The following is a 22066-nucleotide window of genomic DNA, read 5'->3' as shown; positions in this document are numbered from 1 at the left end:
TCCTTTTGGCCAGAGGAGTAGAAGGCGCGCAAGTCTACCGAAACCGGCCCCCTCCACACCAAGGCCTTTACCTTGCGGGCTGGCGGCAGCCAATTATCACAACGCCATTCCCTCACGAGCGCGGCGGTGTAGAATCGGGCTATTCATCGCCAGACACCCCCGGCGGGTTTATGAGCTCTGGTCGAGCCTGCGGCGATCCCGCGCGGTCCTTCGACCCCCATCCGTGCCTGTGGCAACCGGCCTTCGGCGTATTAGGACAAGAGAAGCTCACTCCCTGTTTGGGTTTGCGGAAAAGCACTTTTCTCGCAAAGCCAGTGACCTGATTAAGCCGCCAGGAGCGCTCCATGCCTGATTATCGTTCCAAGACCTCCACCCATGGCCGCAACATGGCCGGCGCCCGTGCCCTGTGGCGCGCCACCGGGATGAAGGATGAAGACTTCAAGAAACCGATCATCGCCATCGCCAACTCGTTCACCCAGTTCGTCCCGGGGCACGTGCACCTGAAGGACCTGGGCCAGCTGGTTGCCCGCGAGATCGAACGCGCCGGTGGCGTGGCCAAGGAGTTCAACACCATCGCCGTGGATGACGGCATCGCCATGGGCCACGACGGCATGCTGTACTCGCTGCCCAGCCGCGAGATCATTGCCGACGCCGTCGAGTACATGGTCAACGCCCACTGCGCCGACGCCATCGTCTGCATTTCCAACTGCGACAAGATCACCCCCGGCATGCTGATGGCCGCCCTGCGCCTGAACATCCCGGTGATCTTCGTCTCCGGCGGCCCGATGGAAGCCGGCAAGACCAAACTGGCCAGCCACGGCCTGGACCTGGTCGACGCCATGGTCATCGCCGCCGACTCCACCGCCTCCGACGAAAAAGTTGCCGAGTACGAGCGCAGCGCCTGCCCGACCTGTGGTTCGTGCTCCGGCATGTTCACCGCCAACTCGATGAACTGCCTGACCGAGGCCCTGGGCCTGGCTCTGCCGGGCAACGGCTCCACGCTGGCGACCCACTCCGACCGCGAGCAGCTGTTCCTTACCGCGGGCCGCACCATCGTCGAGCTGTGCAAACGCTACTACGGCGAGGGCGATGCGTCCGTGCTGCCGCGCAGCATCGCCAACTTCAAGGCGTTCGAGAACGCCATGATGCTCGACATCGCCATGGGCGGCTCGACCAACACCATCCTGCACCTGCTGGCCGCGGCCCAGGAAGGCGAGGTGGACTTCGACCTGCGCGACATCGATCGCCTGTCGCGCAAGGTGCCGCAGCTGTGCAAGGTGGCGCCGAACATCCAGAAGTACCACATGGAAGACGTCCATCGCGCCGGCGGCATCTTCAGCATTCTCGGCTCGCTGGCCCGTGGCGGCCTGCTGCACACCGACCTGCCGACCGTGCACAGCGCCAGCATGGAAGAAGCCATCGCCAAGTGGGACATCACCCAGACCGATGACGAAGCCGTGCACACCTTCTTCAAGGCTGGCCCGGCCGGTATCCCCACGCAAACCGCCTTCAGCCAGTCGACCCGCTGGGAGACCCTGGACGACGACCGCGAAAACGGCTGCATCCGCAGCTTCGAGCACGCCTACTCGCAAGAGGGCGGCCTGGCCGTGCTGTACGGCAACATCGCTCTGGACGGCTGCGTGGTGAAGACCGCCGGCGTGGATGAGTCGATCCACGTGTTCGAGGGCAACGCGAAGATCTTCGAGAGCCAGGACAGCGCCGTGCGCGGCATCCTCGCCGACGAGGTGAAGGCCGGCGATATCGTCATCATCCGTTACGAAGGCCCGAAAGGCGGCCCGGGCATGCAGGAGATGCTCTACCCGACCTCGTACTTGAAATCCAAGGGCCTGGGCAAGGCGTGCGCGCTGCTCACCGATGGCCGCTTCTCCGGCGGCACCTCGGGCCTGTCCATCGGCCATGCCTCGCCGGAAGCCGCCGCAGGCGGCGCCATTGGCCTGGTGCGCGATGGCGACAAGGTGCTGATCGACATCCCCAACCGTTCGATCAACCTGCTGGTCAGCGATGAAGAGCTGGCCGCGCGTCGTGTCGAGCAGGACAAGAAGGGTTGGAAGCCGGCGGAAGTGCGCCCACGTAAAGTGACCACTGCGCTGAAGGCCTATGCCCTGCTGGCCACCAGCGCCGACAAGGGCGCGGTGCGCAACAAGGCAATGCTCGAAGGGCTGTGAGGCTCTGAAGGCAATAAGAACCGGCGCCTGGTGCGCCGGTTTTTTTATGCCTGAGGAGACCTCATCGCCGGCAAGCCGGCTCCCACAATGTAATCGCAGGCCTTGGCATTGCACCTGTGGGAGCTGGCTTGCCAGCGATTGGGCCGGAACAGGTTATGCGTATTTCACTGAATCTGCTCCGGCGTCACGATCACCCAGTTCTTGTCCGCCGTCACCGGCAAGCCTTCCTTGGCCTGGGCCGCTGCATTCTTCGCGATCATGCCGTTGAGCTGATCCATGTACTTGGCCTTGCGGTTTATCCACAGGTGAATGCCGCCTTTGTTCACATCGACGCCGTGGAACTGCATGTAGCCGTCGCTGGTTGGGGTGTCGCCCCCCACCAGCACCGGCTTCTTCCATTCGTCGATGTAGGTGAGGATGGCCGCCTGCTTGCCCGCCATCCAGGTGGCCGGCGTCCACAGGTACGGGGTCAGCTCCAGGCCTTCGTTGGCCTTGGAATCGTACTGCCCGGCGCTGATCTGCTTGCGCGCTGTCGTCAGCTGGCCACTGGCGCGATCCTTGAGCAGCAGGCTCACGCCGATCACGTTCTGTGGTTTGACGTTGTAGCCGTACTTTGGATCTGAGGCGACCATGCGTACCAGCTCTTCGGACGCCGCCGAGATCACATAGACCTCGATGCCGTTCTCCATCAGCTTGTTGTACAGCTCGGCCTGGCCCGTGAACACCTTCGGCGGCTGCACCTCGATACTCTTGACCTGGTCGCCCTCGAAGTAGGTGCTGGGGATCGGCTTGCCCGAGGCCATCAGCTCGTCGACCTGCTGCTTCAGTTCCTTGAGAGTGAAGCCCGAGAACACCTGGGCCACCCAGGGGTAGCAGACCATGTCGTCGAGTTCGCACAGGCGGTAGTAGTAACTGAACAGGCTTTCCTTATGCTCCGCTGTGTCCTTGAATGGGATCAGCTTGAGCGAGGGGTCGAGCTTGTCGCGGGTCAGTAGGCCCTTGTTCTCCATGAACGGCAGCAGTGCCTCTTCGAGGTCGAAACGGTAGCTGGTGTTGTCCATGTCGAACACCGCGTAGTTACCCTTGTTGGCGTTGGCGGCAATCATCGCGTCGAGCTTCTGCGCGGCTTCGGCCGGCCAGTGCTTGAGCTCGGTGGCCGCCCAGCTGCTGGCGCTCAGCAACAGGGCAAGGCCGCCGGCAAGGATTCTCGGAGCTGACATCATGTGCGGTTCTCCCAAAGACGTGGCCGCTCAACCCTAGACCTGATTCATGACAGACAGGCATGCGCTACCGACCTCGAAGCAACCGCAAACGCCATGTGTATTGCCAAAAACGACCAGGCGTTATTCCATAAACGACTATGTAAATTCCTTTTAGGTATAAATTCGTTTGTTTTCAGGCTGTTAGCATTTCTGTTCGTAATCGCTCACAGAGGCGATGCCTCTTTTGCCTTTTTCCGGAGCTTCAATGAACCTGCCGCTGTCACTCAACCTGCTGGCGTTCCTGGCCCTGCTGCTGGGCCTGGCGCAAACCCGCCGCACCGACTGGAGCCTGGCCAAGAAGGTGCTGCTGGGCCTGGCCCTCGGCGTCGGCTTCGGCCTGGTGCTGCACTCGATCTACGGCGCCGGGCACCCGGTGCTCAAGGCCACCATCGGCTGGCTCGACCTGGTCGGCAATGGCTACGTCGGTTTGCTGCAGATGATCGTCATGCCGCTGATCTTCGCCTCGATCCTCAGCGCCGTGGCGCGCCTGCACAATGCCTCGGCGCTGGGCCGCATCAGCGTGCTGAGCATCGGCACTCTGCTGCTGACCACCGCGATTGCCGCACTGATCGGCATCGCCCTGACCAATCTGTTCGGTCTGAGCGCCGAGGGGCTGGTGGCCGGCGCCCAGGAAAGCGCCCGCCTACAGGCCATCCACAGCGACTACGCGGGCAAGGTCGCCGACCTCAACATCCCGCAACTGCTGCTGTCGTTCATCCCCAGCAACCCGGTAGGCGACCTGGCACGGGCCAAGCCGACCTCGATCATCAGCGTGGTGATCTTCGCCGTATTCCTGGGCCTCGCCGCTTTGCAACTGATCAAGGACGACAAGGACAAGGGCGAGCGCGCCCTGTCCGCCATCGACGTGTTGCAGGCCTGGGTCATGCGCCTGGTGCGCCTGGTGATGAAGCTCACCCCCTACGGCGTGTTGGCCTTGATGACCAAGGTAGTGGCCAGCTCCAATCTCGAGGACATCCTCAAGCTGGGCAGCTTCGTGGTGGTGTCGTACATCGGCCTGGGCCTGATGTTCGTGGTACACGGGGTGATCCTGGCGCTGACCGGTGTCAGCCCGCTGCGCTTCTTCCGTAAAGTCTGGCCGGTGCTGACCTTCGCCTTCACCAGCCGCTCCAGCGCCGCCAGCATCCCGCTGAACATCGAGGCGCAGACCCTGCGCCTGGGCGTGCCGCAGTCGATTGCCAGCTTCAGCGCGTCGTTCGGTGCCACCATCGGCCAGAACGGCTGCGCCGGCCTGTATCCGGCGATGCTGGCGGTGATGGTCGCCCCCGCGGTGGGCATCGATACCTTCGACCCGCTGTGGATCGCCACCCTGGTGGCCATCGTTACCCTCAGTTCGGCAGGCGTTGCCGGCGTCGGCGGCGGCGCGACCTTCGCCGCGCTGATCGTGCTGCCAGCCATGGGCCTGCCGGTGGAACTGGTGGCGCTGTTGATCTCGGTGGAACCGCTGATCGACATGGGCCGCACGGCGTTGAACGTGAATGGTTCGATGACGGCGGGCGTGGTTACCAGCCAGTTGCTCAAGCAGACCGACCAGCAGGTGCTGGCTGGGGATGAGCATGCGCAACTGAGTCACTCCTGAGAGATTATCGGGGGCGCTTTGCGCCCCCGGCGATCCAGGCTCAATACGTCGCGCGCAGCTTGAGCGTCAGGTTGCGCGGCTCGCCATAGAAGTTCGAGCCCCAGGCACTGTCCACACGCTCGTAATACACACGGTCGAACAGATTGTTGGCCGTGAGTGTCGCCGACAGGTGCTTGTTGAAGCGATAGCCCACCTGCGCCGTGGCCACGCTGTAGCCACCCTGCACGAAGTCCACGCTGTTGCGCGTGTAGTAGGTGGAACTGACCACCCGCACACCACCACCGACACTGAACCCTTCCAGCGGCCCATCGGCGAACGCATAGCGCGTCCATACATTGAAGTTGTGCTTGGGCGTGATGCTGATGCCCTGGTAGTCGGCCTGACGCCCCGACTCCAGCCGGGTAAAGGCGTAGCCGGTGCTGACGCTCCAGTTGTCGGTCAGGTTGCCGGACAGCTCGGTTTCCCAACCCTGGCTGCGCACCTTGGCCTGGGCCTCGTAGAACGGCGTCTGGTCGATCTGCTGGGCGCGGTTCTCGTCATAGATGCGGAACACCGCCACGCTGCCGTTCAGGCGGCCGTCGAAGAACTCCCGCTTCAGGCCCAACTCATACTGTTTGCCCTCGCGCGGCGCCACCGTGCTGTCGCCGCCGGCCATCTGCGTCTGCGGCTTGTACACCGTGGTGTAGCTGGCATAGGCCGACAGTTCGGGGGTGAGCTTGGCGACCAGCGCACCGTAGGGGATCACCTTGCAGCGAACACTGGTGTGGGGGTCGGAGAATTCGTTGAAGAACGGGTTGGCATTGTGGCCATCGCTGTCGAACCAGATCACCCGGCTACCGAGGATCACGTCCAGCCAGTCGTTGGCGCTGAACTTGGTGCGGGCATACAGTCCGTACTGGTTCGACTTGGACGAGTTGCCGTTGTCCATGGCGTAGTCGATCTTGGGGATGTCGATGCTGCCCGGGTCAAACACGTTGATGTCGAACCACTCCCGGCCACCGTAGCGAAAGTCCTTGTCCACATGCTGGTAGTCGGCGCCCACGGTGAGCTCATAGGTACGCCCGAACGCCTCGAACGGCCGCGTCACGAAGCTGTCCAGGCCCAGGGTCTTGATGTGGGTGTAGTAGTTGTAGGCCACCGCGGAACTGGCACCGGTCACCGGGTCCACGGCGCCGTCGGTCCAGGTGAAGTTGCGCGTGGGTGCCTCGGCGTCGCGATAGGTCAGCGAGGTCTTGAACTGGCCACCATCGTCCAGCGCATGGTCGACCTCGAAGAAGCTTTCCCAGACGCGCTCGTCCAGCTCGTTCCACTTCGCGTCGACGAAGGTCGAGCGCTTGACGTCGAGCAGCTTGCCGCTGTCGTAGGCCGGCAGACCGAACGCGGGCACCGACTTGTTGCGCTGGTAGGCGCCGCCCAGGGTCAGGGTGGTGGCCGGCGACAGGTCGTACTCCAGGCGCCCGTACATCATCGGGCGCTCGTTCTGGGCGTAGTCGACAAAGGCCTGGTTGTTCTCGTAGGCGGTGACGAAACGCCCGCGCAGGCTGCCATCGCTGTTCAGCGGCCCGGTGACGTCAACTGTGGAGTGGTAACGGTCATAGGTACCCGCCGACAGCTCACCAGACAGGGCAAACTTGCCCAAGGCGCGCTTGCGCACCAGGTTGATGGTGCCGCCGGGTTCGCCCGCGCCCTGGTACAGGCCGGATGGCCCGCGCAGCACTTCGACACGGTCATACATGGCCAGGTCGAACGCCGTGGCCATGTCGCCTTGCCCGGTGGGCTGGGTGACGCCATCGACCTGCACCAGGTCGACCGGGAAGCCGCGCATGTAAACGTCATTGAGGTTGGAGCCGGTGTTGTAGCTCTTGATCGTGGTACCGGTCACCTGCCGCATGGCGTCCTGCAGGCTGTTCATGTTCTGGTCGTCCAGGCGCTGGCGGGTCATTACCGACACCGACTGTGGGATGTCCTTGAGCTTCTGCTCGCCCTTGCCAAGGGTCAGCGACCCAGTGGTGTAGGAGCCGGTGCCTTCGGTGGTGGTGCCCAGCTGGCTGCTGTCGATCTTCACCGCGCCCAGTTGCATCGCGTCGTCGCCCCCGGCGCGCAGGCGCTCCAGGGTGACGCTGTCGTTGTCGATGTAGGCGGCGTTCAGGCCAGTGCCCTGGAGCAGGCGGGCCAGTGCCTGGTCCTGTGGATAACTGCCACTCAGGCCCGGCGAGCGCAGGCCCTGGGTGAACTCACCGGGTACCAGCACCTGGATCCGGGTAACCGCACTGAAGGCCGCCAGGGCCGAGTCCAGCGACTGCGCTGGGATGTCGAAACGGTAGACCTGAGCCTGCGTGGCGGCCTGGGCCTGCAAGGGTCCGGCCAGCGCGGCGCTGCCAAGCGCGATGGCCAGGCCGAGCACGGCCCGAGTGGCGGTGGTTTTCATCAATGGGGCTCCCCGAAAGCGTCAAAGTGATCGACTGGCGCGGCACTGTCTGAGAGTGCTTATTATTTGCGCCTACGAAATCAAGGACGTCGGCCCGGCGGGAATCCCCGAAAAAATTTTAAATCAGCCTTCGCGCAGGATGCGCAGGTACGGTGTGTATTGGTCGGCACGCACGCCCAGGGTATGGGTCAAGGCCTTGAGCACGGCCTCCGGCTTGTCGATGTCGAACACGCCGGAGACCTTGCGCTGGCGCAGGCCGTCGCCCAGCACCAGGGTCTGCCCGGGCCAGTAGCGATTGAGTTCGGTCACCACCTCACCCAGCGGCTGCTGACTGAATACCAGTTGCCGCTCGCGCCAGGCGAAGGCGCGGGCGGGTTCGAAGCCATGCACGGCACCCGGCCCGCCTGCCGCGTACTCCAACGCCTGCCCGGGCTCGAGGAATACGCCCTGGCCGGTACCGGCACGGACCTCGACTTTGCCTTGGGCCAGTTGCACACGGGTCTGCCCGTCTGCCTCAGCCACGCTGAAGCGCGTGCCCACCACCCGCACCCAGCCATCCCCGGCACGCACCACAAAGGGCCGGGCCGGGTCGCGGGTCACCTCGAACCAGGCCTCGCCACGCAACAGCCGGACACGTCGCTCGGTGATCCCCAGTTCGACCTGCACGGCGCTGTCGGTGTTGAGCTGAATGCGCGAGCCGTCCTCCAGTTGCAGGCTGCGGGTTTCACCCGTGGCGGTGGCGTAATCGGCGCGCCAGCGGTCGAGCCAGGGCGCCTGGACGAGCAGCACACCCAACAGAACCGCCGCCGCGGCAGCGCCTGCCAGCTTGGGCCAGACCCGGCCACGGGGGGCGCGCCATGCCGCCTGCTGGTGTTCCCGCAGATGCCTGGCAGGGCCTTGCAAGGCCCCCAGCAAATCGAGCACTTCCTCCCAGGCCTTGGCATGCGCCGGCCCCTGCGCGCGCCATACGGCGAACGCCTGGCGTTCGTCCAGGGTGACGTCCTCGGCATGCAGACGGTAATACCAGGCTGTGGCTTCGGCGAACAGGCGCTCGCTGTCGGGCAGGTCGCTCATGGGATCGGTCGCACTCTCGGGATGACGGCTCATGGACGTTGCCCTCTCGCGTCACCGGCCAGCCGCGCCTGGATGAAGGCGCGGCAATCGAGCAATGCCCGACGCAGCTGGTACTCGACACTGCGGGGCGTGACGTTCATGCGCTCGCCGATCTCGCGGTAGGTGCAACCGTCGACATGATAGAGCAGGAAGATGTGCCGGGTCGCCTCGGGCAGGGCCTGGATCGCCGCCTGCATCAGCGCCTGCTCCTGCTGCGCGGCCAACTGGTCCTCGGCGCCGGGGGCTTCGCTGGCCAGTTCGTCGCTGGGCTCGCCGCCATCCAGGCGCTCGCGGCGAATGGCCTGGCGCTGGTGATCGCGCACCAGGTTGCTGGCAATCGTGAAGAGGAAGGCCGGCAGGTTGTCGATCTGCTTGTCGGCAGGCAGCCGCGCCAGGCGCAGGAAGGACTCCTGGGTCAGGTCGGCGGCCACTTGGCTATTGCCGGTGCGCCGTGCGACGAACGCCTCCAGGGCCTTCTTGTGCTCGGTGAACAACCGGGCGATCTGCTTGTTCCACGAAGACACGGCACATCCTGGCTCTGGGTCTCAAGAGGAGCGAACGCTAGCAGAAGATGATATTTGTTCGCAATTGCAGTTATTGCGTATCAGCGGGCCCCGAACACACTCAAGCCTTGTCCCAGACTTCGAAGTGATAGGCCGGCTTGTCCGCTTCGGACTGCGCCTCGCTCGACGTCAACTGCCACTGCCCGTGGTCGAACTCCGGGAACCAGGCATCGCCTTGCGGCGACAATTCCACCCGGGTCAGGTACATCCGGCTCACCAGCCCTTTTTCCAGCGCCTGCCCATACAGCTGCGCACCGCCGATCAGCATCAATTCCCCGACGCCCTGCTCGCGCGCCCACTGCTCGGCGCGCACCAGCGCCGCCTCCAGCGACGCGAACACCTCGGCGCCGGCCAGTTGCAGCCCCGGCTGGCGGCTGACGACGATGTTCAGCCGCCCCGGCAATGGCCGGCCCAGCGAATCCCAGGTCTTGCGCCCCATGATGATCGGCTTGCCCAGGGTGGTGGCCTTGAAATACTTGAAGTCCCCCGGCAGGTGCCAGGGCATGGTGTTGTCGATGCCGATCACACGGTTCTCGGCGAGCGCCGCGATCAGGCTGAGGGGGAGTGATGTCTTCATGCCGGCGAGGATAGCACCGGGCGCGTGGGTTATGCTTGCGGCCAGACCTGTGCAATGGAAGAGCTTGTGACTGCACCCACTCCACTCGACAAGCGCTGGCTCACCGAAGCGGTACGCCTGCGCGAGGAACACGCCGGTCCCCTGGAGGACCAGGAGGCCAACCGACGCGCCCGCCAGCAGGGCGGCGACCTGGCCACACGCATCGAGGCCCGCGCTCTGTGGCTGGCCGAGCGCGACGGCATGGACGCGGCGCTGCGCCACTGGAAGCAGGGCGCACGGCTGGCATTGCTGAGCTTGATGGTCCTGGCTCTGTTCAGTGGCGCCGGCCTGGGGCTGGCGGCCCTGGGCGACGGCCAGCGGCCGGTGAACGTGTTCTGGGCCCTGGGCAGCCTGCTCGGGCTGAATCTCGTGCTGCTGCTTGGCTGGGCCGTGGGTTTCTTCTTCGCCGGTGAGCATGGCGCGGCGCTGGGCCGCCTGTGGCTGTGGCTAAGCGAGCGTTTTGCCCGTGACGCCAAGGCCGCGCAACTGGCTCCCGCGCTGCTGGTGCTGTTGCAGCGCCAGCGCCTGAACCGCTGGCTGCTCGGCCTGCTGGTGCATGGCCTGTGGTCGCTGGCAATGCTCGCTGCGCTGGGCATGCTCCTGGCGCTGCTGGCGACGCGACGCTACGGCTTCGTCTGGGAAACCACGCTGCTTGCCGCCGAACCTTTCATCACGCTGACCCAGGCCCTTGGCGCCCTGCCCTCGCTGCTCGGTTTCGCCGTCCCCGACGAGGCGATGATTCGCGCCAGCGGCGACACCCTGCCTGCACTCGATCTGGCGCGCCAGGCCTGGGCCAGCTGGCTGCTCGGCGTGGTGCTGGTCTATGGCCTGCTGCCCCGCATGCTGCTGGCCGCGCTGTGCCTGTGGCGCTGGCGCCAGGGCCGCGAGCGCCTGGCGCTGGACCTCAATCTGCCAGGCTACGCGCAACTGCGCGAAGCCCTGATGCCGCGCAGCGAACGCCTCGGCGTGCAGGATGCAGCCCCCGACACCCTGCCCCGCTTCGAGGCCGGCCAACTGGAACGCGACGGTGGCGGTGCCCTGCTGGTCGGCCTGGAGCTGGACGACCAGCGCCCCTGGCCACCCGCACTGCCTCGTTCGGTCACCCATGCGGGCGTGCTCGACAGCCGCGAGTCGCGCAACAAGCTGCTCGAGCAACTCAGCCGTTTCCCCCCGGCGCGCCTGGCCATTGCCTGCGATCCTCGCCGCTCACCCGACCGTGGCAGCCTGGCCTTGCTCGCTGAGCTGGCGCGCAACGCCGGCGCCACGCGTATCTGGCTGCTGCAGGCGCAGCCCGGCCAGGCCCTGGACGCGGCACGCCTGGGCGACTGGCACGAGGCCCTCGACCGCCTGGGCCTGCCCCATGCCGACACCTCGCCCCTGACCTGGCTGGAGCATGGCCATGACTGAGCCGCTGAAACTGGCCGTGGTCGGCCACACCAACGTCGGCAAGACCTCGCTGCTGCGCACCCTCACCCGCGACGTCGGCTTCGGCGAGGTCTCGCACCGCCCCAGCACCACCCGCCATGTCGAAGGCGCCCGCCTGTCGGTGGACGGCGAACCGTTGCTCGAGCTCTACGACACCCCCGGCCTGGAGGACGCCATTGCCCTGCTCGACTACCTGGAGCGCCTCGAACGCCCGGGCGAGCGCCTGGACGGCCCCGCTCGCCTTGAGCGTTTCCTCCAGGGCAGCGAGGCGGGCCAGCGTTTCGAGCAGGAAGCCAAGGTGCTGCGCCAGCTGCTGGCGAGCCATGCCGGTCTGTATGTGATCGACGCCCGCGAACCGGTGCTGGCCAAGTACCGCGACGAGCTTGAGGTGCTGGCCAGCTGCGGCAAGCCGCTGTTGCCGGTGCTCAACTTCGTTGCCAGCAACCAGCACCGCGAGCCCGAATGGCGCGAGGCCTTGGCGCGCCTGGGCCTGCATGCGCTGGTGCGTTTCGACAGCGTGGCCCCGCCCGAGGATGGCGAGCGCCGCCTCTACGAAAGCCTGGCGCTGCTGCTGGAAGAGGCCCGCCCTGCCCTGCAACGGCTGATCGATGACCAGCAGGCCCAGCGCGAAGCCCGTCGCCACAGCGGCAAGCGTTTGGTCGCCGAGCTGCTGCTCGACTGCGCTGCCTGCCGGCGCAGCGTAGAGGCCGAGCCCGCCGCCGAGGCGCAGGCCATCGAAACCCTGCGCCAGGCGGTGCGCCAGCGCGAGCAACGCTGTGTCGAGGCGCTGCTCAAGCTGTATGCGTTCCGTCGCGAGGACGCCAATGCCGGCGACTTGCCGTTGCTCGATGGGCGCTGGGGCGACGACCTGTTCAATCCGGAGACCCTGAAGCTGCTCGGTGTGCGCCTGGGCAGCGGCGTGGCGGCGGGCGCGGCGGCAGGTGCCGGCGTCGACCTGCTGGTTGGCGGCCTGACCCTAGGCGCCGCCGCGCTCGCCGGGGCCATTGCCGGCGGCGCGCTGCAGACCGCGCGCAACTATGGCTCGCGCCTGATGGGCAAGCTCAAGGGCCAGCGCGAGCTGACGGTGGATGACGCCGTGCTGCGCCTGCTGGCGCTGCGTCAGCAACAGTTGATACTGGCCCTGGAGGCACGCGGGCACGCGGCGCAGGACAGCATCCGCCTCGCGGCGCCAGAGGACAAAGGCTGGCGCGAAGGCAAGCTGCCCGAGGCCTTGCGCAGGGCGCGGGCGCATCCACAGTGGTCCACGCTCAATCCCGGGGCACGGGTCAACCAGGCCGAGCGGCAGGAGCAACTGGAAGCCTTGGTGGCGGAACTGTAGCTCCATGCGCGGCGCCAACCCGCGATGATGGCTAGTGCTTTGCCTTGCGCCTTTGCTCTCGGTACTGCGCCAGGAGAACGCGCATTTCTCTGTACCTGTCGCTATTGATCAACAGCAACGCTACCAGCGCTGCCAGCAGGCTGCTCATGTAGATGAACATGTTGGGACGATATCCATAGGCCGGCAGCGCGATCACCAGGCTGGCCAGGCACATCCCGGCCACGAGCCAGGCCCCCCACGTCCGCCCCCGAACCACAGCGCCATGGCCCAACATGAAGACTGCCAGCGTCAGGAACAGACTCGAAGCAAAGGCGCCATCCTTCAGGCAGTTCCGGCAATACGTGCTCCACACCAGCGCAAATGTCCAGGACACGGCAATGATCGACGAGAAGTAGGCGCCGATGAATACGCCGAAGTAACGCTTCAGAAAAGGCTTGAGCGTCATTGCGCTAGCGCCGCACCTTGCGCAGCTCCACCAACCGCCGGCGCATCTCTCGATGCCGCTGGCTGTTGAATACCAGCAGCGCGAGCAATGGCAGCGCCAGCAGGATTGCCAGCAACACAGCATTCACTCCACTACCGAGCAGGCTCAACGCCATCAGCAAGGCCACAGTCGGTACAGGGAGCACCACCCATACTGCCCATGTGAAGCCCCGGACCATCGCGAAATGCCCGGAACACAGCAGCAAGACCAGCACCGCGCTGGACATCATGGTGAACAGGGGGTTATCCGGGTGATTGCGCCAGTGACTGTCGATCCACAGAGTCGCTGACAACGCCGCCGACAGGAGGCAAATGAAAAACCCCAGCAAGAACGTCGGGAAGTAACGGCGCATGAAAGTCTGGAATTGCGCAGGCTTCATCATCACTCGATCTCTTCATATAGCCCTACAGCGATGCTCTGCACCGTGGCACTCCCGGCCAACCCGAAGGTGGCGCCGAGCGAGTCGCGCATCAGGGTCTGCGTGGCGTGGCTGATCTCGGTCGGGGTGTAGCGCTTGGTCATGGTCCCTGCCGCCTGCTGCAACTTGATCTGCCTGGCCGTCAGGCTCGGGTGCTTGATCGACAGCAGCTCGTCGGTCAGCGCCTTGCGCTGCTGGCGGCTGAGGCTCTTGGACAACTCCAGCCAACTGCGACCCGTGGCAGCCTTGTGTACTTGCAGGTACTTCAACGTGCTCAGGCCCGACGCGCCGACACCCAGCAACGAGACGCCATCGAGCACCATCGAGGCGGCCTGGTACCACTGGTTCTCATCGAGGGCATCGTTGGCCGCTGGGTTGGTCACCTCACGCACCGTGCGCATTACACCGATGCCGCACTGGATGCTGCTGGCGGTGGCGGCGGCGCCACCGACATAGGTCAGAACCAGGCTGGTACCACCGGAAAAGGGCGCGGCAATGGTGCCACTGAACACCACGAACCAGCCGATCACAGCACCCGCGCAGGAAAGGGTCGTGTTGACCGCCTCCTTGACCACCCGCGACTCGCGCGGATTGTGCTGCAGCTGCTGGGTGTACTGGTCAGGTGTCTGGTACTTCTTGATCTCACGCAGGATCACGCGCTTGGGGCGGATGCTGCAGATCGGCTGAAACTCACGCAGGGTGACAATGTTGTATTCAGCGTCGATGTACACCACACCGGCACCAACGATACGCGGATCGGCGTCGATGGCGGCGAACATCTGCGGCAGGTTGATCCGCGCCTGGATACGCTGACGGGCAAGAAACTGGGAGTTGTTGGCCAGGGAATTGACCAGAAGATCTGTCACGAATAGGTTTCCTTGCACAAAGCCTGGCCAAGTCGCATGACCTGCAGGCGTGGGCTTGCCCCGCGCCTACAGGTCATGCAAGCAGCCTCAACGGATCACACGTTCGGGCATGGCACCGGCGCCCAGTCACCCATGTCCGGGTTGCGGCACATGGCGTTGACCTGGTCGGCGCCCGCCTTGGCCACCTGCTGGGCCTCGGCTTTCTTGCCGTTGGCGTTCTGCAGGGTCTTCTCGGTGGCCACCGCTTCCTGTGGCACCTTGGTGTTGGTCTTGGCCGGCTGGACCTTCTTCACATCCTTCTTCTTGCCGGTGGTCACCACCTTCGGCGGCTCGGCCACGGCGACCACTTCGGTGCGCTGCACGCCCACCTGCTTGAGGTCCTGCTCGTAGGCCTGGGTGTAGTTGTTCAGGTTCTCACCCAGACGCCCGTTCACGGTGGTCAGCAGGTTGTTCGACTCCTGCAGTCCGGCGACGATCTCGGCCAGGCGCTTGCGGCCCTCGGTGTCGTTGATGCGGCCAGCCTTGCGGTTCTGGATCAGGCTGGCGAACTCGCGCTGGTAGCAGCTCTGCGACGACTTGGCGTAGGCCGTGGTGCGGTCCATGTCGGCCGCGCTCTTGTCGATGTCGGTGGCGTACGAGGCGATGCGCTGCTTGTCGTCGCTGATCTGTTTCTGGCGCTCGGTGTAGTAGCCGGCCGCGCCGCCAACCAACGCGCCGCCAGCGGCACCGATGGCGGCATTGCGGCCGCGGTTTTCCTTGTCGACCAGGGCACCGGTGAGGGCACCGCCGACCGCGCCGAGCAGCGCGCCGGTGGCGACCGAGCGGGTCATGTCACCGTCGGTGGAGCGCAGGTGCTGCACCGGCTCGTAGCAGTTGGGGTAGTACTCGACCTTGGTCGTGGCGCCAACCTTGGACGCCGGCGAGCTGGCGCAACCGCTCAACAGCACGGTGCTGAAACCGGCTGCCAGCAGCAGTGCGGTACGGGCCTGGGATGCGGTGATCAGGGGTTTGCGGGTGAACATGGTCTGGTTTCTCTTCTTGGGTTTCTGGGTGACCGGGGGCTTCGTGCCACCCGGGAGTCCTTTCTGTCGAAGCTGTCCTTAGGGTCGCGGGGCGGCCGATGCCAGCAGCTCCTTGAGGATCGTCGCCGGATCGGCCCGCCGGTTCTGGCGGTACTCCCCGACGTGGCGGACGAACAGGGTGGCGCGGGTGACCAGGCTGTTGCCCAGCACCGGCTTGCGATTGAGCTCTTCCTTGACCCGCTGGAACTGCGCCTGGATCACCACGTCGGTGTAGCGCGTGCCACTGGCCAGGTTGTCGATGTAGATCGCCACGGCGCCGTCGAGGGCGGCGCGGCCATTGGCGATGGCGGCGCCGTACATGCGCGCGCTGGTCTGGTCACCGGCAGACTCGGCCTTGGCCTGGGTGTTCTGCAGGTTGGTCAGGCGGATGTTGTAGTTGTTGACGGTCTCGGCCACCAGGGCGGCGGACTGGATCAGGTTGCCGGCCGCTTCCTCGCGCTGGCGGGCGATCAACGACACGTTGCGCTTGAGCTCTTCGTTGACCAGCCCCAGCTCGGCCTGCTGGCGCGGGTCGGTGGCGGCAGCGATGATGCTGTCCAGGCGCTTGGTCGGGTCCTGGGCGGCGTCGATGTCGTCGGTCAGGCCGGCCAGGCGACCTTCCTTCTGCCACTGCTCGAACAGCTCCTGGTAGCGCGAGCGCGGCGCCGACAAGGCGCCGATGGCCACGCGGAAACCAGTGGTCTCGTTGCGTTGCTCGGTGCCGTCGACGCCGAACAGCGGGTACTCGCGGCGCATGCCGGTGAACAAGGTGCCCTCGCCTTCGAGGTAGTTGCCGCCCTTGACCACGAAGCCGCCGTAGGCGCCCTGCAGGCGCCCGGCGTTGACCAGCTGGAACGACTCCTGGACCATCTCGGCGGCGTTGCCGATCACATCGAACAAGCCCAGCGGGTTGGGCTGTTTGGTGCCGATCGGCATCAGCCGCGCCGCCTGCCCGGTACCACCGGCGACCTGGTTGAACACCGCGAAGTCGCCCAGCGGCCCTTCGCTGTCGGCGCCTTCGACCTTGCGCGGGAACAACCGCCCTTCCAGCTCCTGGCGGCTGACCGCCGAACCGCCACGGGCGGCGAACTCCCATTCCACCTCGGTGGGCAGGCGCACGAAGCCCACGCCACCATCCTCGGCCTTGCTGCCTCGGCCGCTGACCGGCAGCAGGTCGCGGTGGTGCTTCATCAGCCAGGCGCTGTAGACGGCGGCGAAGCGTTCGGCCTCGAAGCGCGACAGTTTTACCTTGGGCAGGCGCCCCGCCGCGTCGTTGTTCGCCTCGCAGGCCGGTGCCGCGTCGCCGCCGGCCAGCGACGGCGCCTGGGCCATCACCTGGGCGTATTGGCGGGCGGTCACTTCGTACTTGCCGATGAAGTACATCATCGGCGTGAGCGGGCTGCCTTTGTCGACCTTGGGCAGGCTCGGGCCAACGGCCTTCTGCCACTGTGGCGCCAGGTCCTGCAGGCTGAACTGGCCGTTGATGAAGTCGCGCCGGTAACCGGAGATGAACGACTGCTTGTAGCCGGCCTCGCCTTCGCTGAACGGGTAGCCGAGGTTGACCTCGCGGTCGTCGAGGCTGCCCTGGGCCAGCACATAGACACTGCGCAGCACCAGCTCACCGCCACAGGGCAGCGGCAGGCTGACATCGCCCGGCAACGGTTTGGGGTTGTCGAACTTGCTTTCAGTCCCCGGCTGCGCCTGGGCAACTGGCTTGGCCTTGTCGTCGCCATCGGCCGGGGAACAGGCGCCCAGGCTCAAAGCGGTCAGGAGCAGGGCGGCAGCCCCGAGGCGGCGATCAGACATCACGTATTCCTTGGCAAGCCTCGATGCGCGCCACCCGCCAGCCGCCGAGGGCGGCGGCGGCGGTGCTGGCCAGCAGCACGGCACACAACGCAACGAGGTAGTGCATGGGCAGCAGGTGGCTGGCGAACTCGCCGGGCACCTGCATGAAAAGTCGGTTCAGGCCATGTTCGGCCAGCAGGTACAACAATCCCGCCGCGGCGGCGGCAAAAAGGCCGCTGTAGAGCGCCTGGAGCACCACGAACAACAGCAGCGCAGCAGTGCCGAAGCCCAGCAGACGCAGCACTGCCAGCTCGCGCTGCTTGCGCTCGACCGCCGCGACTGCGCCTGCGGCGATGGCCGCTACGGCGCCGGCCACAGCCAGGCTGGCGATGATCCAGAACACCAGGTCGAGATTGCGGCTGAGCGATTGCACCTGGGCGATCTGCGCGGCCTGAGTGGAAACCAGCAGCTTGCGTTCGACGAAGAACTGGCGCAGCGGCTCGACATCGCTCAGTTCGCGGGCATACAGGCGGAAGGCCGGGTACACCCGCTGCGCCGCGCTGCCTTGCGCCTCCCCTTGCCAGCCCAGCGCAGCCACGGCGCGGCCATCACGGTAATCCTCGACGGCTTCGAGCAGTTGCAGCGAGGCAAACAGGCCATCGCGCTCGAACGCAGCCAGGGGCAGCACGCTGCTGACCTGAAGGCGCGCCCGTCGCCATTGCATCTGCCCGGCCTGCTGGCGACTGAAGCTGGCCTGCAGTTCGTCCCCGGCCCTGGCACCGAGTTTTTCTGCAGCGGTAAAGCTCAGCACCACCTGTAGCAGGCCGTCCGGGGGGGCGACCTGCCCCAGCAAAGGATCGCCCTCGGCAGTGGGCAGCATCTCCGCCGTCAGGCCACGCCCATGGGCCGGGAGCAACAGCTCGGCGGTCGCAGCGATCTGCCGGGTGCGCGGGATCGCGAAGGCCACTCGCGGGTGCCGGGCCAGTTCCTCGATGAACTCGGCGCGAAAGCGCCCACCGCCCAGGGGAATGATCTCGCGCACACCCGGGTCGCGCTGCAGGCGCTCGGTCAGGCTGCCGACCAGTCCGAACTTCAGCCCGAACAGCACCAGCAACGGCGCGATCACCGCTACCAGCGCGAGCACGGCGCACGCCGACAGCCGCGCATCGTTGCGGTAGTCCTGCCAGGCCAGCCCGGCGATCAGCAGCGGGCGCATCAGGCCGTCCGCTCCAGGCACGCCGTGACGCCGCCATCGGCTTCGCGCCGGCAGGCCATGCGCAGCACTGTCAACCCGGCGTGGCGGGCCAGGGCCTCGTCGTGGGTGGCGACCACACAGGTCACCTGCCGCGCTTCGGCCTCGCACAGCAACAGCTGCATCACCCGCTCGGCGTTGACCGGGTCGAGCGAGGCGGTCGGTTCATCAGCCAGAAGCAGCGTCGGGGCATGGGCCAGGGCACGGGCACAGCTGACCCGTTGGCGCTGGCCGAGGGACAGGGTGGCGGGTTTCTTGCCCAGCTGGTCGTGTACATCCAGCGCTTCGGCCAGGCGCTCAACACTGACGTCATCGCCGAGCCCCAGCAACTGGCGCGGCAGAGAGATGTTGCCGCGCACATCGAGAAAACCCAGCAACCCACCCGCCTGCAGCACGTAGCCGAGGTGGCGGCTGCGCCAGTTGGCCAAACGGTCGAGCTGCCGGCCGCGCCACAGCCCGGCGACATCCTCGCCGCCGAGGACGAAGCTCTCTGCCGCATCCGGCGCCAGCACCAGCGCCAGAAGGTCGAGCAAGGTGCTCTTGCCGCAGCCGCTGGGGCCGACCAGCGCCACCCGCTCGCCCACCGCCAGGTGCAGCCGGTCGATCTGCAGGCTGTAGCGCTGGGCACCCTGCCCGCGTGTCTTGCGCACTCCGTCCAGGCGGATCATCACGGCAGCGTCGACAGCGGGACACGGTACAGGGCGTCGCCCGGTTCGGCCTTGCCGAAGCGCACCCAGTTGGCCATGTCGTTGTGGAAGGTCTCGTACAGGCGGATCTTCGAGTCCAGTTCGTCGATGAAGTCTTCCTGCTCGGCCACCGACAGCGACAGCCACAGGTCCTGGGTCATGCTCAGGGACTTGCTGCGGTACGGCAGGCCGTCGAGGTATTCGCCGAGCACACCGCCCTGGGCCAGGTTGGCGCCCTTGCGCAACGCGCCGGGGTCGCGGCTCATGTAGGCACTGGCGCTGGCGATCTCGTTGAAGAAGTCGCCTGGCGAGCTGCGGGTCTTGCGCGCGGCATCGACGATCAGCTTGAGCGACTGCTGCAGGTCGTTGAGCTGCAGCTTGGTCAGCATCACGCACACCTGCAGGGTCGGCAGCGCCGGGTTGGTCAGGTCGCGGTCGGCGGTCCAGGCGCTGACCAGTTGCGGCGCCTGGCTGGCGCCGTGGCGGCCAAGGAAGTCCATGTGCATGGCGTAGCCGATGGCCTGCGACTTGGCCGCCAGGCTCGAGGCCGAGGTCAGCAGCGGCACGGGTTGCGGTTGCTGGTTGCGCACCTGGTGCACCAGATCGGCAAAGGTCGAGCCGATCTCGCGCACGCGGTCGCCGAAGGCACCGACTTCACCGCCCGGCACGCTGACGTAGAGGTCGCCGATCTGCGGGTTGCTGTCGGCGGTGAGCACACGGTACTGGGTCTCGGCCGCGCCGTGGTTCTTGAGCCCGGCGGGGGTGCGCAGGTGCAGGGCGTAGATCTTGATCTGCTTGCTCAGGGCGGCCTGGCGCACTTCGGCTTCGTTCATCTGGGTGCTGCTGAACGGGTCGTTCTTGCGCAGCGCGCCGGCATCGCTGACCAGCAGGATCAGGCGCCCGCCGTAGCCGGACCAGTCCATGCCCTCGACCGCCTGCATCACGCCGGCGAAGGCGTCCTCGTTGAACGAGTGGCTGGAGACGCTGGTGGCCTTGACCTGCGAGGCGGCCTTGAGGAAACGCGCCGGATCGCGGCCCTGCTCCAGGCTGGCCAAGGTCTTGCTCAGGTACTCCAGGCCCGGGGTGCGCTTGACGCTGTTGCGAAAGCCGACCAAGCCGAAGCTGACGCTGTCCAGCTCGCCACGGGCCGCCAGTTGCTGCTGCAGCTCGCTGACCACCTGGCGCACCCGATCGATGTACGGCTGCATGGACACCGAAGTGTCCACCACCAGGACGATGCCGGTACGGAAGCTGTTGTCGCCGACCGCCGCGACACCGGCCGCCTTGGGCGCGCTGTCGCGGGCGCTGGCACCGGGGTCGATGGAGGCGATGTTGAGCAGTTGCACCGGCTGGCCGCCGGCGTCGAAGCTTTCGCGGTAGTCGAAGATCGGCATCAGGTAGAACTGGTTCTGCGGCACGGCGCTGGCCGCCGGTTCCAGGGCCATCACCTGGGGCACCTGGTCGGGGTTGTTCTGCGCCTTGAGCAGGCTGTCGCGAGCCAGCGGGGTGTCGTCGAGCAGATGCTGCACATCATCCACCTGGCGCATGAACATCACCGGTGAGCGGCCCGAGCGTTCGGTGAACTTGAGCACCAGGCTCTGTTTCCAGTCGCTGGTCTGCGCAGCCGGCAGCCAACCCTCGCGCTGGCCGTCGCTGGCGGCGCCGACCTGGACCCAGGCCTGGCCGCCGACGTCCTTGCGCTGGTAGACATAGAGCACGGAGAAAGCTGGCAGTGTCTCGCCCGAGGCATCACCAGGCTGGGTCACCAGCTGGGCATCAGGCTTGGTCAGCACACGCTGGAACAGGGTCTTCTTGCCGGGCATCAGCAGTGGACGACCGTCGTCCGAGGCGGCCACCGGTGTGACTTTGGGTTCGGTGGGGGCCACGCTGTCGGCGGGCGCCTGCACCACCGGCGTTTCAGGCGCGTGCGCGTCATTGCCGCCGAGCAACCAGAAGAACGCGCCGCCCAGCCCCAGCGCCGCCGCGATCGCCACCGCCAGCACGGCCTTGGCCGGCTTGTTCGAGGCGGGCTTCACAGCGGGCGCGGGCTTGGGTTCGGACCGCCGGGCAGGCTCGCTCACGGGAGCGGCAACGGCTTGCGGAATATTGATGGACACCGGCTGCGGGATGGCCGGTGGCGGGATCGGCAGCGGGCGAACCAATGTGCTGTCGTTGTCCTCGACCGGCGCCTGGACCGTCAGGCGATCCAGCGCCGCCAGCAACGCCGCCGCGTCAGCGAAGCGCTCGTTGGGATCCTTGGCCAGCAGACCGCGCAGGATGTCCTGGTAGCGGCCATGTTCGATGGGCAGTTCCGGCAAGGGCTCGGTCAGGTGCGCCAACGCCGTGGACAACGCATCGGTGCCGTTGTACGGCAGCTTGCCGACGAGGATTTCGTACAGCACCACACCCAGTGCATACAGGTCGGCGCGCCCGTCGATGTCCATGCCGCGCGCCTGTTCCGGGCTCATGTAGCTCGGCGTGCCGACGGCGAAACCGGCCTGGGTGAACTGGGTGTGGTCATCCAGCGACTTGGCGATGCCGAAGTCCGATAGCACCGCGGTGCCATCGGCGCGGAACAGGATGTTGGCGGGCTTGACGTCGCGGTGCACCAGGCCCTGGGCGTGGGCATAACCCAACGCCTGGGCGATCTGGCGCACGTAGACGAGGCCCTGCTCGGGCGTCAGCCCCGCGGCGATCCGCTCCTTCAGCGTGCCGCTGGGCAGGTACTCCATGGCCATGTAGTACAGCTCGCCGACGTTGCCGATGTCGTGGATGGTGGCGATGTTCGGGTGCGCCAGCCGCGCCAGGGTTCGGCCCTCGCGCAGGAAGCGCTCGCAGAAGGTCGGGTCGGCGGCCAGGCTCGCCGCCATGATCTTCAGCGCCACCTTGCGCTCCAGGGAGCGCTGGGTGGCGAGGTACACGCTGGCCATGGCGCCCTGGCCAAGCTCGCTGTCGATGTCAAATCCGGGAATCTGCATGTCCATG

Annotated in this window: 17 protein-coding genes; 4 read left to right on the top strand and 13 right to left on the bottom strand. The window is 66.3% G+C overall.

Annotation, left to right across the window (positions count from 1 at the left end; all coding sequences use genetic code 11):
• Nucleotides 1-344: 344 nt before the first annotated feature.
• Nucleotides 345-2186: a dihydroxy-acid dehydratase gene (gene ilvD / locus ACQ4OD_RS08730; RefSeq protein ID WP_102681849.1), complete on the top strand. Its 1842-nt coding sequence runs from the start codon at nucleotides 345-347 to the stop codon at nucleotides 2184-2186.
• A 164-nt stretch (nucleotides 2187-2350) separates the two neighbouring features.
• Here ilvD and ACQ4OD_RS08725 read toward each other — a convergent pair whose 3' ends face one another.
• Nucleotides 2351-3406: a haloacid dehalogenase-like hydrolase gene (locus ACQ4OD_RS08725; RefSeq protein WP_430944175.1), complete on the bottom strand. Its 1056-nt coding sequence runs from the start codon at nucleotides 3404-3406 to the stop codon at nucleotides 2351-2353.
• Between the two features lie 247 nt (nucleotides 3407-3653).
• Between ACQ4OD_RS08725 and ACQ4OD_RS08720 the strand changes: the two genes are divergently transcribed.
• Nucleotides 3654-5045, top strand: a complete 1392-nt coding sequence (locus ACQ4OD_RS08720) for an L-cystine transporter (RefSeq protein WP_198753766.1) — start codon at nucleotides 3654-3656, stop codon at nucleotides 5043-5045.
• 40 nt (nucleotides 5046-5085) lie between these two features.
• Here ACQ4OD_RS08720 and ACQ4OD_RS08715 read toward each other — a convergent pair whose 3' ends face one another.
• From ACQ4OD_RS08715 to ACQ4OD_RS08700, 4 genes are all read right to left on the bottom strand, one after another.
• Nucleotides 5086-7476: a TonB-dependent siderophore receptor gene (locus ACQ4OD_RS08715; RefSeq protein WP_430944174.1), complete on the bottom strand. Its 2391-nt coding sequence runs from the start codon at nucleotides 7474-7476 to the stop codon at nucleotides 5086-5088.
• Nucleotides 7477-7596: 120 nt separating this feature from the next.
• A complete protein-coding gene (locus tag ACQ4OD_RS08710; RefSeq protein WP_430944173.1) occupies nucleotides 7597-8580 on the bottom strand; it encodes a FecR family protein in 984 nt (327 codons plus the stop codon).
• Nucleotides 8577-9110: an RNA polymerase sigma factor gene (locus tag ACQ4OD_RS08705; RefSeq protein ID WP_198753764.1), complete on the bottom strand. Its 534-nt coding sequence runs from the start codon at nucleotides 9108-9110 to the stop codon at nucleotides 8577-8579. Before ACQ4OD_RS08705 ends, ACQ4OD_RS08710 begins: the two co-directional genes overlap by 4 nt.
• Nucleotides 9111-9210: 100 nt before the next feature.
• A complete protein-coding gene (locus ACQ4OD_RS08700) occupies nucleotides 9211-9726 on the bottom strand; it encodes a dihydrofolate reductase (protein ID WP_198753763.1) in 516 nt (171 codons plus the stop codon).
• Nucleotides 9727-9780: 54 nt separating this feature from the next.
• On the opposite strand from ACQ4OD_RS08700, the gene ACQ4OD_RS08695 reads away from it, so the two are divergent.
• The gene (locus ACQ4OD_RS08695; RefSeq protein WP_111532513.1) at nucleotides 9781-11172 is read left to right on the top strand and encodes a DUF2868 domain-containing protein; all 1392 of its coding nucleotides are present in this window, start codon (nucleotides 9781-9783) and stop codon (nucleotides 11170-11172) included.
• Nucleotides 11165-12529 carry a GTPase/DUF3482 domain-containing protein gene (locus ACQ4OD_RS08690; protein WP_430944172.1) on the top strand — a complete coding sequence of 455 codons (1365 nt, stop codon included), beginning with the start codon at nucleotides 11165-11167 and terminating at the stop codon, nucleotides 12527-12529. The genes ACQ4OD_RS08695 and ACQ4OD_RS08690 overlap by 8 nt, the downstream gene beginning before the upstream one ends.
• A 31-nt stretch (nucleotides 12530-12560) precedes the next feature.
• Here the strand turns inward: ACQ4OD_RS08690 and ACQ4OD_RS08685 are convergent, their stop codons facing one another.
• From ACQ4OD_RS08685 to ACQ4OD_RS08650, 8 genes are all read right to left on the bottom strand, one after another.
• Nucleotides 12561-12974 (bottom strand): hypothetical protein, encoded by a 414-nt coding sequence (locus tag ACQ4OD_RS08685; protein WP_046857470.1) that lies wholly within the window; start codon nucleotides 12972-12974, stop codon nucleotides 12561-12563.
• A 4-nt stretch (nucleotides 12975-12978) separates the two neighbouring features.
• Nucleotides 12979-13395, bottom strand: a complete 417-nt coding sequence (locus ACQ4OD_RS08680; protein WP_110700251.1) for a hypothetical protein — start codon at nucleotides 13393-13395, stop codon at nucleotides 12979-12981.
• Entirely contained in the window at nucleotides 13395-14297 is a 903-nt protein-coding gene (locus tag ACQ4OD_RS08675) for an NAD synthetase (RefSeq protein ID WP_046857471.1), read from the bottom strand. The genes ACQ4OD_RS08680 and ACQ4OD_RS08675 overlap by 1 nt, the downstream gene beginning before the upstream one ends.
• Before the next feature lie 95 nt (nucleotides 14298-14392).
• Nucleotides 14393-15319 (bottom strand): type VI secretion system-associated lipoprotein TagQ, encoded by a 927-nt coding sequence (gene tagQ, locus ACQ4OD_RS08670; protein ID WP_430944171.1) that lies wholly within the window; start codon nucleotides 15317-15319, stop codon nucleotides 14393-14395.
• Nucleotides 15320-15397: 78 nt separating this feature from the next.
• Complete coding sequence (locus ACQ4OD_RS08665) at nucleotides 15398-17164, bottom strand: formylglycine-generating enzyme family protein (protein ID WP_430944170.1); 1767 nt, start codon at nucleotides 17162-17164, stop codon at nucleotides 15398-15400.
• Entirely contained in the window at nucleotides 17157-18359 is a 1203-nt protein-coding gene (locus tag ACQ4OD_RS08660; RefSeq protein ID WP_277502497.1) for an FtsX-like permease family protein, read from the bottom strand. The genes ACQ4OD_RS08665 and ACQ4OD_RS08660 overlap by 8 nt, the downstream gene beginning before the upstream one ends.
• The gene (locus ACQ4OD_RS08655) at nucleotides 18359-19063 is read right to left on the bottom strand and encodes an ABC transporter ATP-binding protein (protein WP_430944169.1); all 705 of its coding nucleotides are present in this window, start codon (nucleotides 19061-19063) and stop codon (nucleotides 18359-18361) included. Before ACQ4OD_RS08655 ends, ACQ4OD_RS08660 begins: the two co-directional genes overlap by 1 nt.
• Nucleotides 19063-22065, bottom strand: coding sequence for a protein kinase domain-containing protein (locus ACQ4OD_RS08650; RefSeq protein WP_430944168.1), 3003 nt, complete (start codon nucleotides 22063-22065; stop codon nucleotides 19063-19065). Before ACQ4OD_RS08650 ends, ACQ4OD_RS08655 begins: the two co-directional genes overlap by 1 nt.
• Between the last annotated feature and the right edge of the window lies 1 nt (nucleotide 22066).

Origin of the sequence: Pseudomonas sp. WC1 (genome assembly GCF_050586565.1) — a bacterium.
Classification (GTDB): Bacteria; Pseudomonadota; Gammaproteobacteria; order Pseudomonadales; family Pseudomonadaceae; genus Aquipseudomonas.
Note: the sequence above shows the minus strand (reverse complement) of the source record. Positions and strands in the feature narration are given on the sequence as shown.

Coding starts and splice junctions, on each gene's coding strand:
- ilvD (WP_102681849.1), top strand. CDS start 345: ATGCCTGATTATCGTTCCAAGACCTCCACCCATGGCCGCAACATGGCC.
- ACQ4OD_RS08725 (WP_430944175.1), bottom strand. CDS start 3,406: ATGTCAGCTCCGAGAATCCTTGCCGGCGGCCTTGCCCTGTTGCTGAGC.
- ACQ4OD_RS08720 (WP_198753766.1), top strand. CDS start 3,654: ATGAACCTGCCGCTGTCACTCAACCTGCTGGCGTTCCTGGCCCTGCTG.
- ACQ4OD_RS08710 (WP_430944173.1), bottom strand. CDS start 8,580: ATGAGCCGTCATCCCGAGAGTGCGACCGATCCCATGAGCGACCTGCCC.
- ACQ4OD_RS08700 (WP_198753763.1), bottom strand. CDS start 9,726: ATGAAGACATCACTCCCCCTCAGCCTGATCGCGGCGCTCGCCGAGAAC.
- ACQ4OD_RS08695 (WP_111532513.1), top strand. CDS start 9,781: ATGGAAGAGCTTGTGACTGCACCCACTCCACTCGACAAGCGCTGGCTC.
- ACQ4OD_RS08690 (WP_430944172.1), top strand. CDS start 11,165: ATGACTGAGCCGCTGAAACTGGCCGTGGTCGGCCACACCAACGTCGGC.
- ACQ4OD_RS08685 (WP_046857470.1), bottom strand. CDS start 12,974: ATGACGCTCAAGCCTTTTCTGAAGCGTTACTTCGGCGTATTCATCGGC.
- ACQ4OD_RS08680 (WP_110700251.1), bottom strand. CDS start 13,395: ATGATGAAGCCTGCGCAATTCCAGACTTTCATGCGCCGTTACTTCCCG.
- tagQ (WP_430944171.1), bottom strand. CDS start 15,319: ATGTTCACCCGCAAACCCCTGATCACCGCATCCCAGGCCCGTACCGCA.
- ACQ4OD_RS08665 (WP_430944170.1), bottom strand. CDS start 17,164: ATGTCTGATCGCCGCCTCGGGGCTGCCGCCCTGCTCCTGACCGCTTTG.
- ACQ4OD_RS08660 (WP_277502497.1), bottom strand. CDS start 18,359: ATGCGCCCGCTGCTGATCGCCGGGCTGGCCTGGCAGGACTACCGCAAC.
- ACQ4OD_RS08655 (WP_430944169.1), bottom strand. CDS start 19,063: ATGATCCGCCTGGACGGAGTGCGCAAGACACGCGGGCAGGGTGCCCAG.
- ACQ4OD_RS08650 (WP_430944168.1), bottom strand. CDS start 22,065: ATGGACATGCAGATTCCCGGATTTGACATCGACAGCGAGCTTGGCCAG.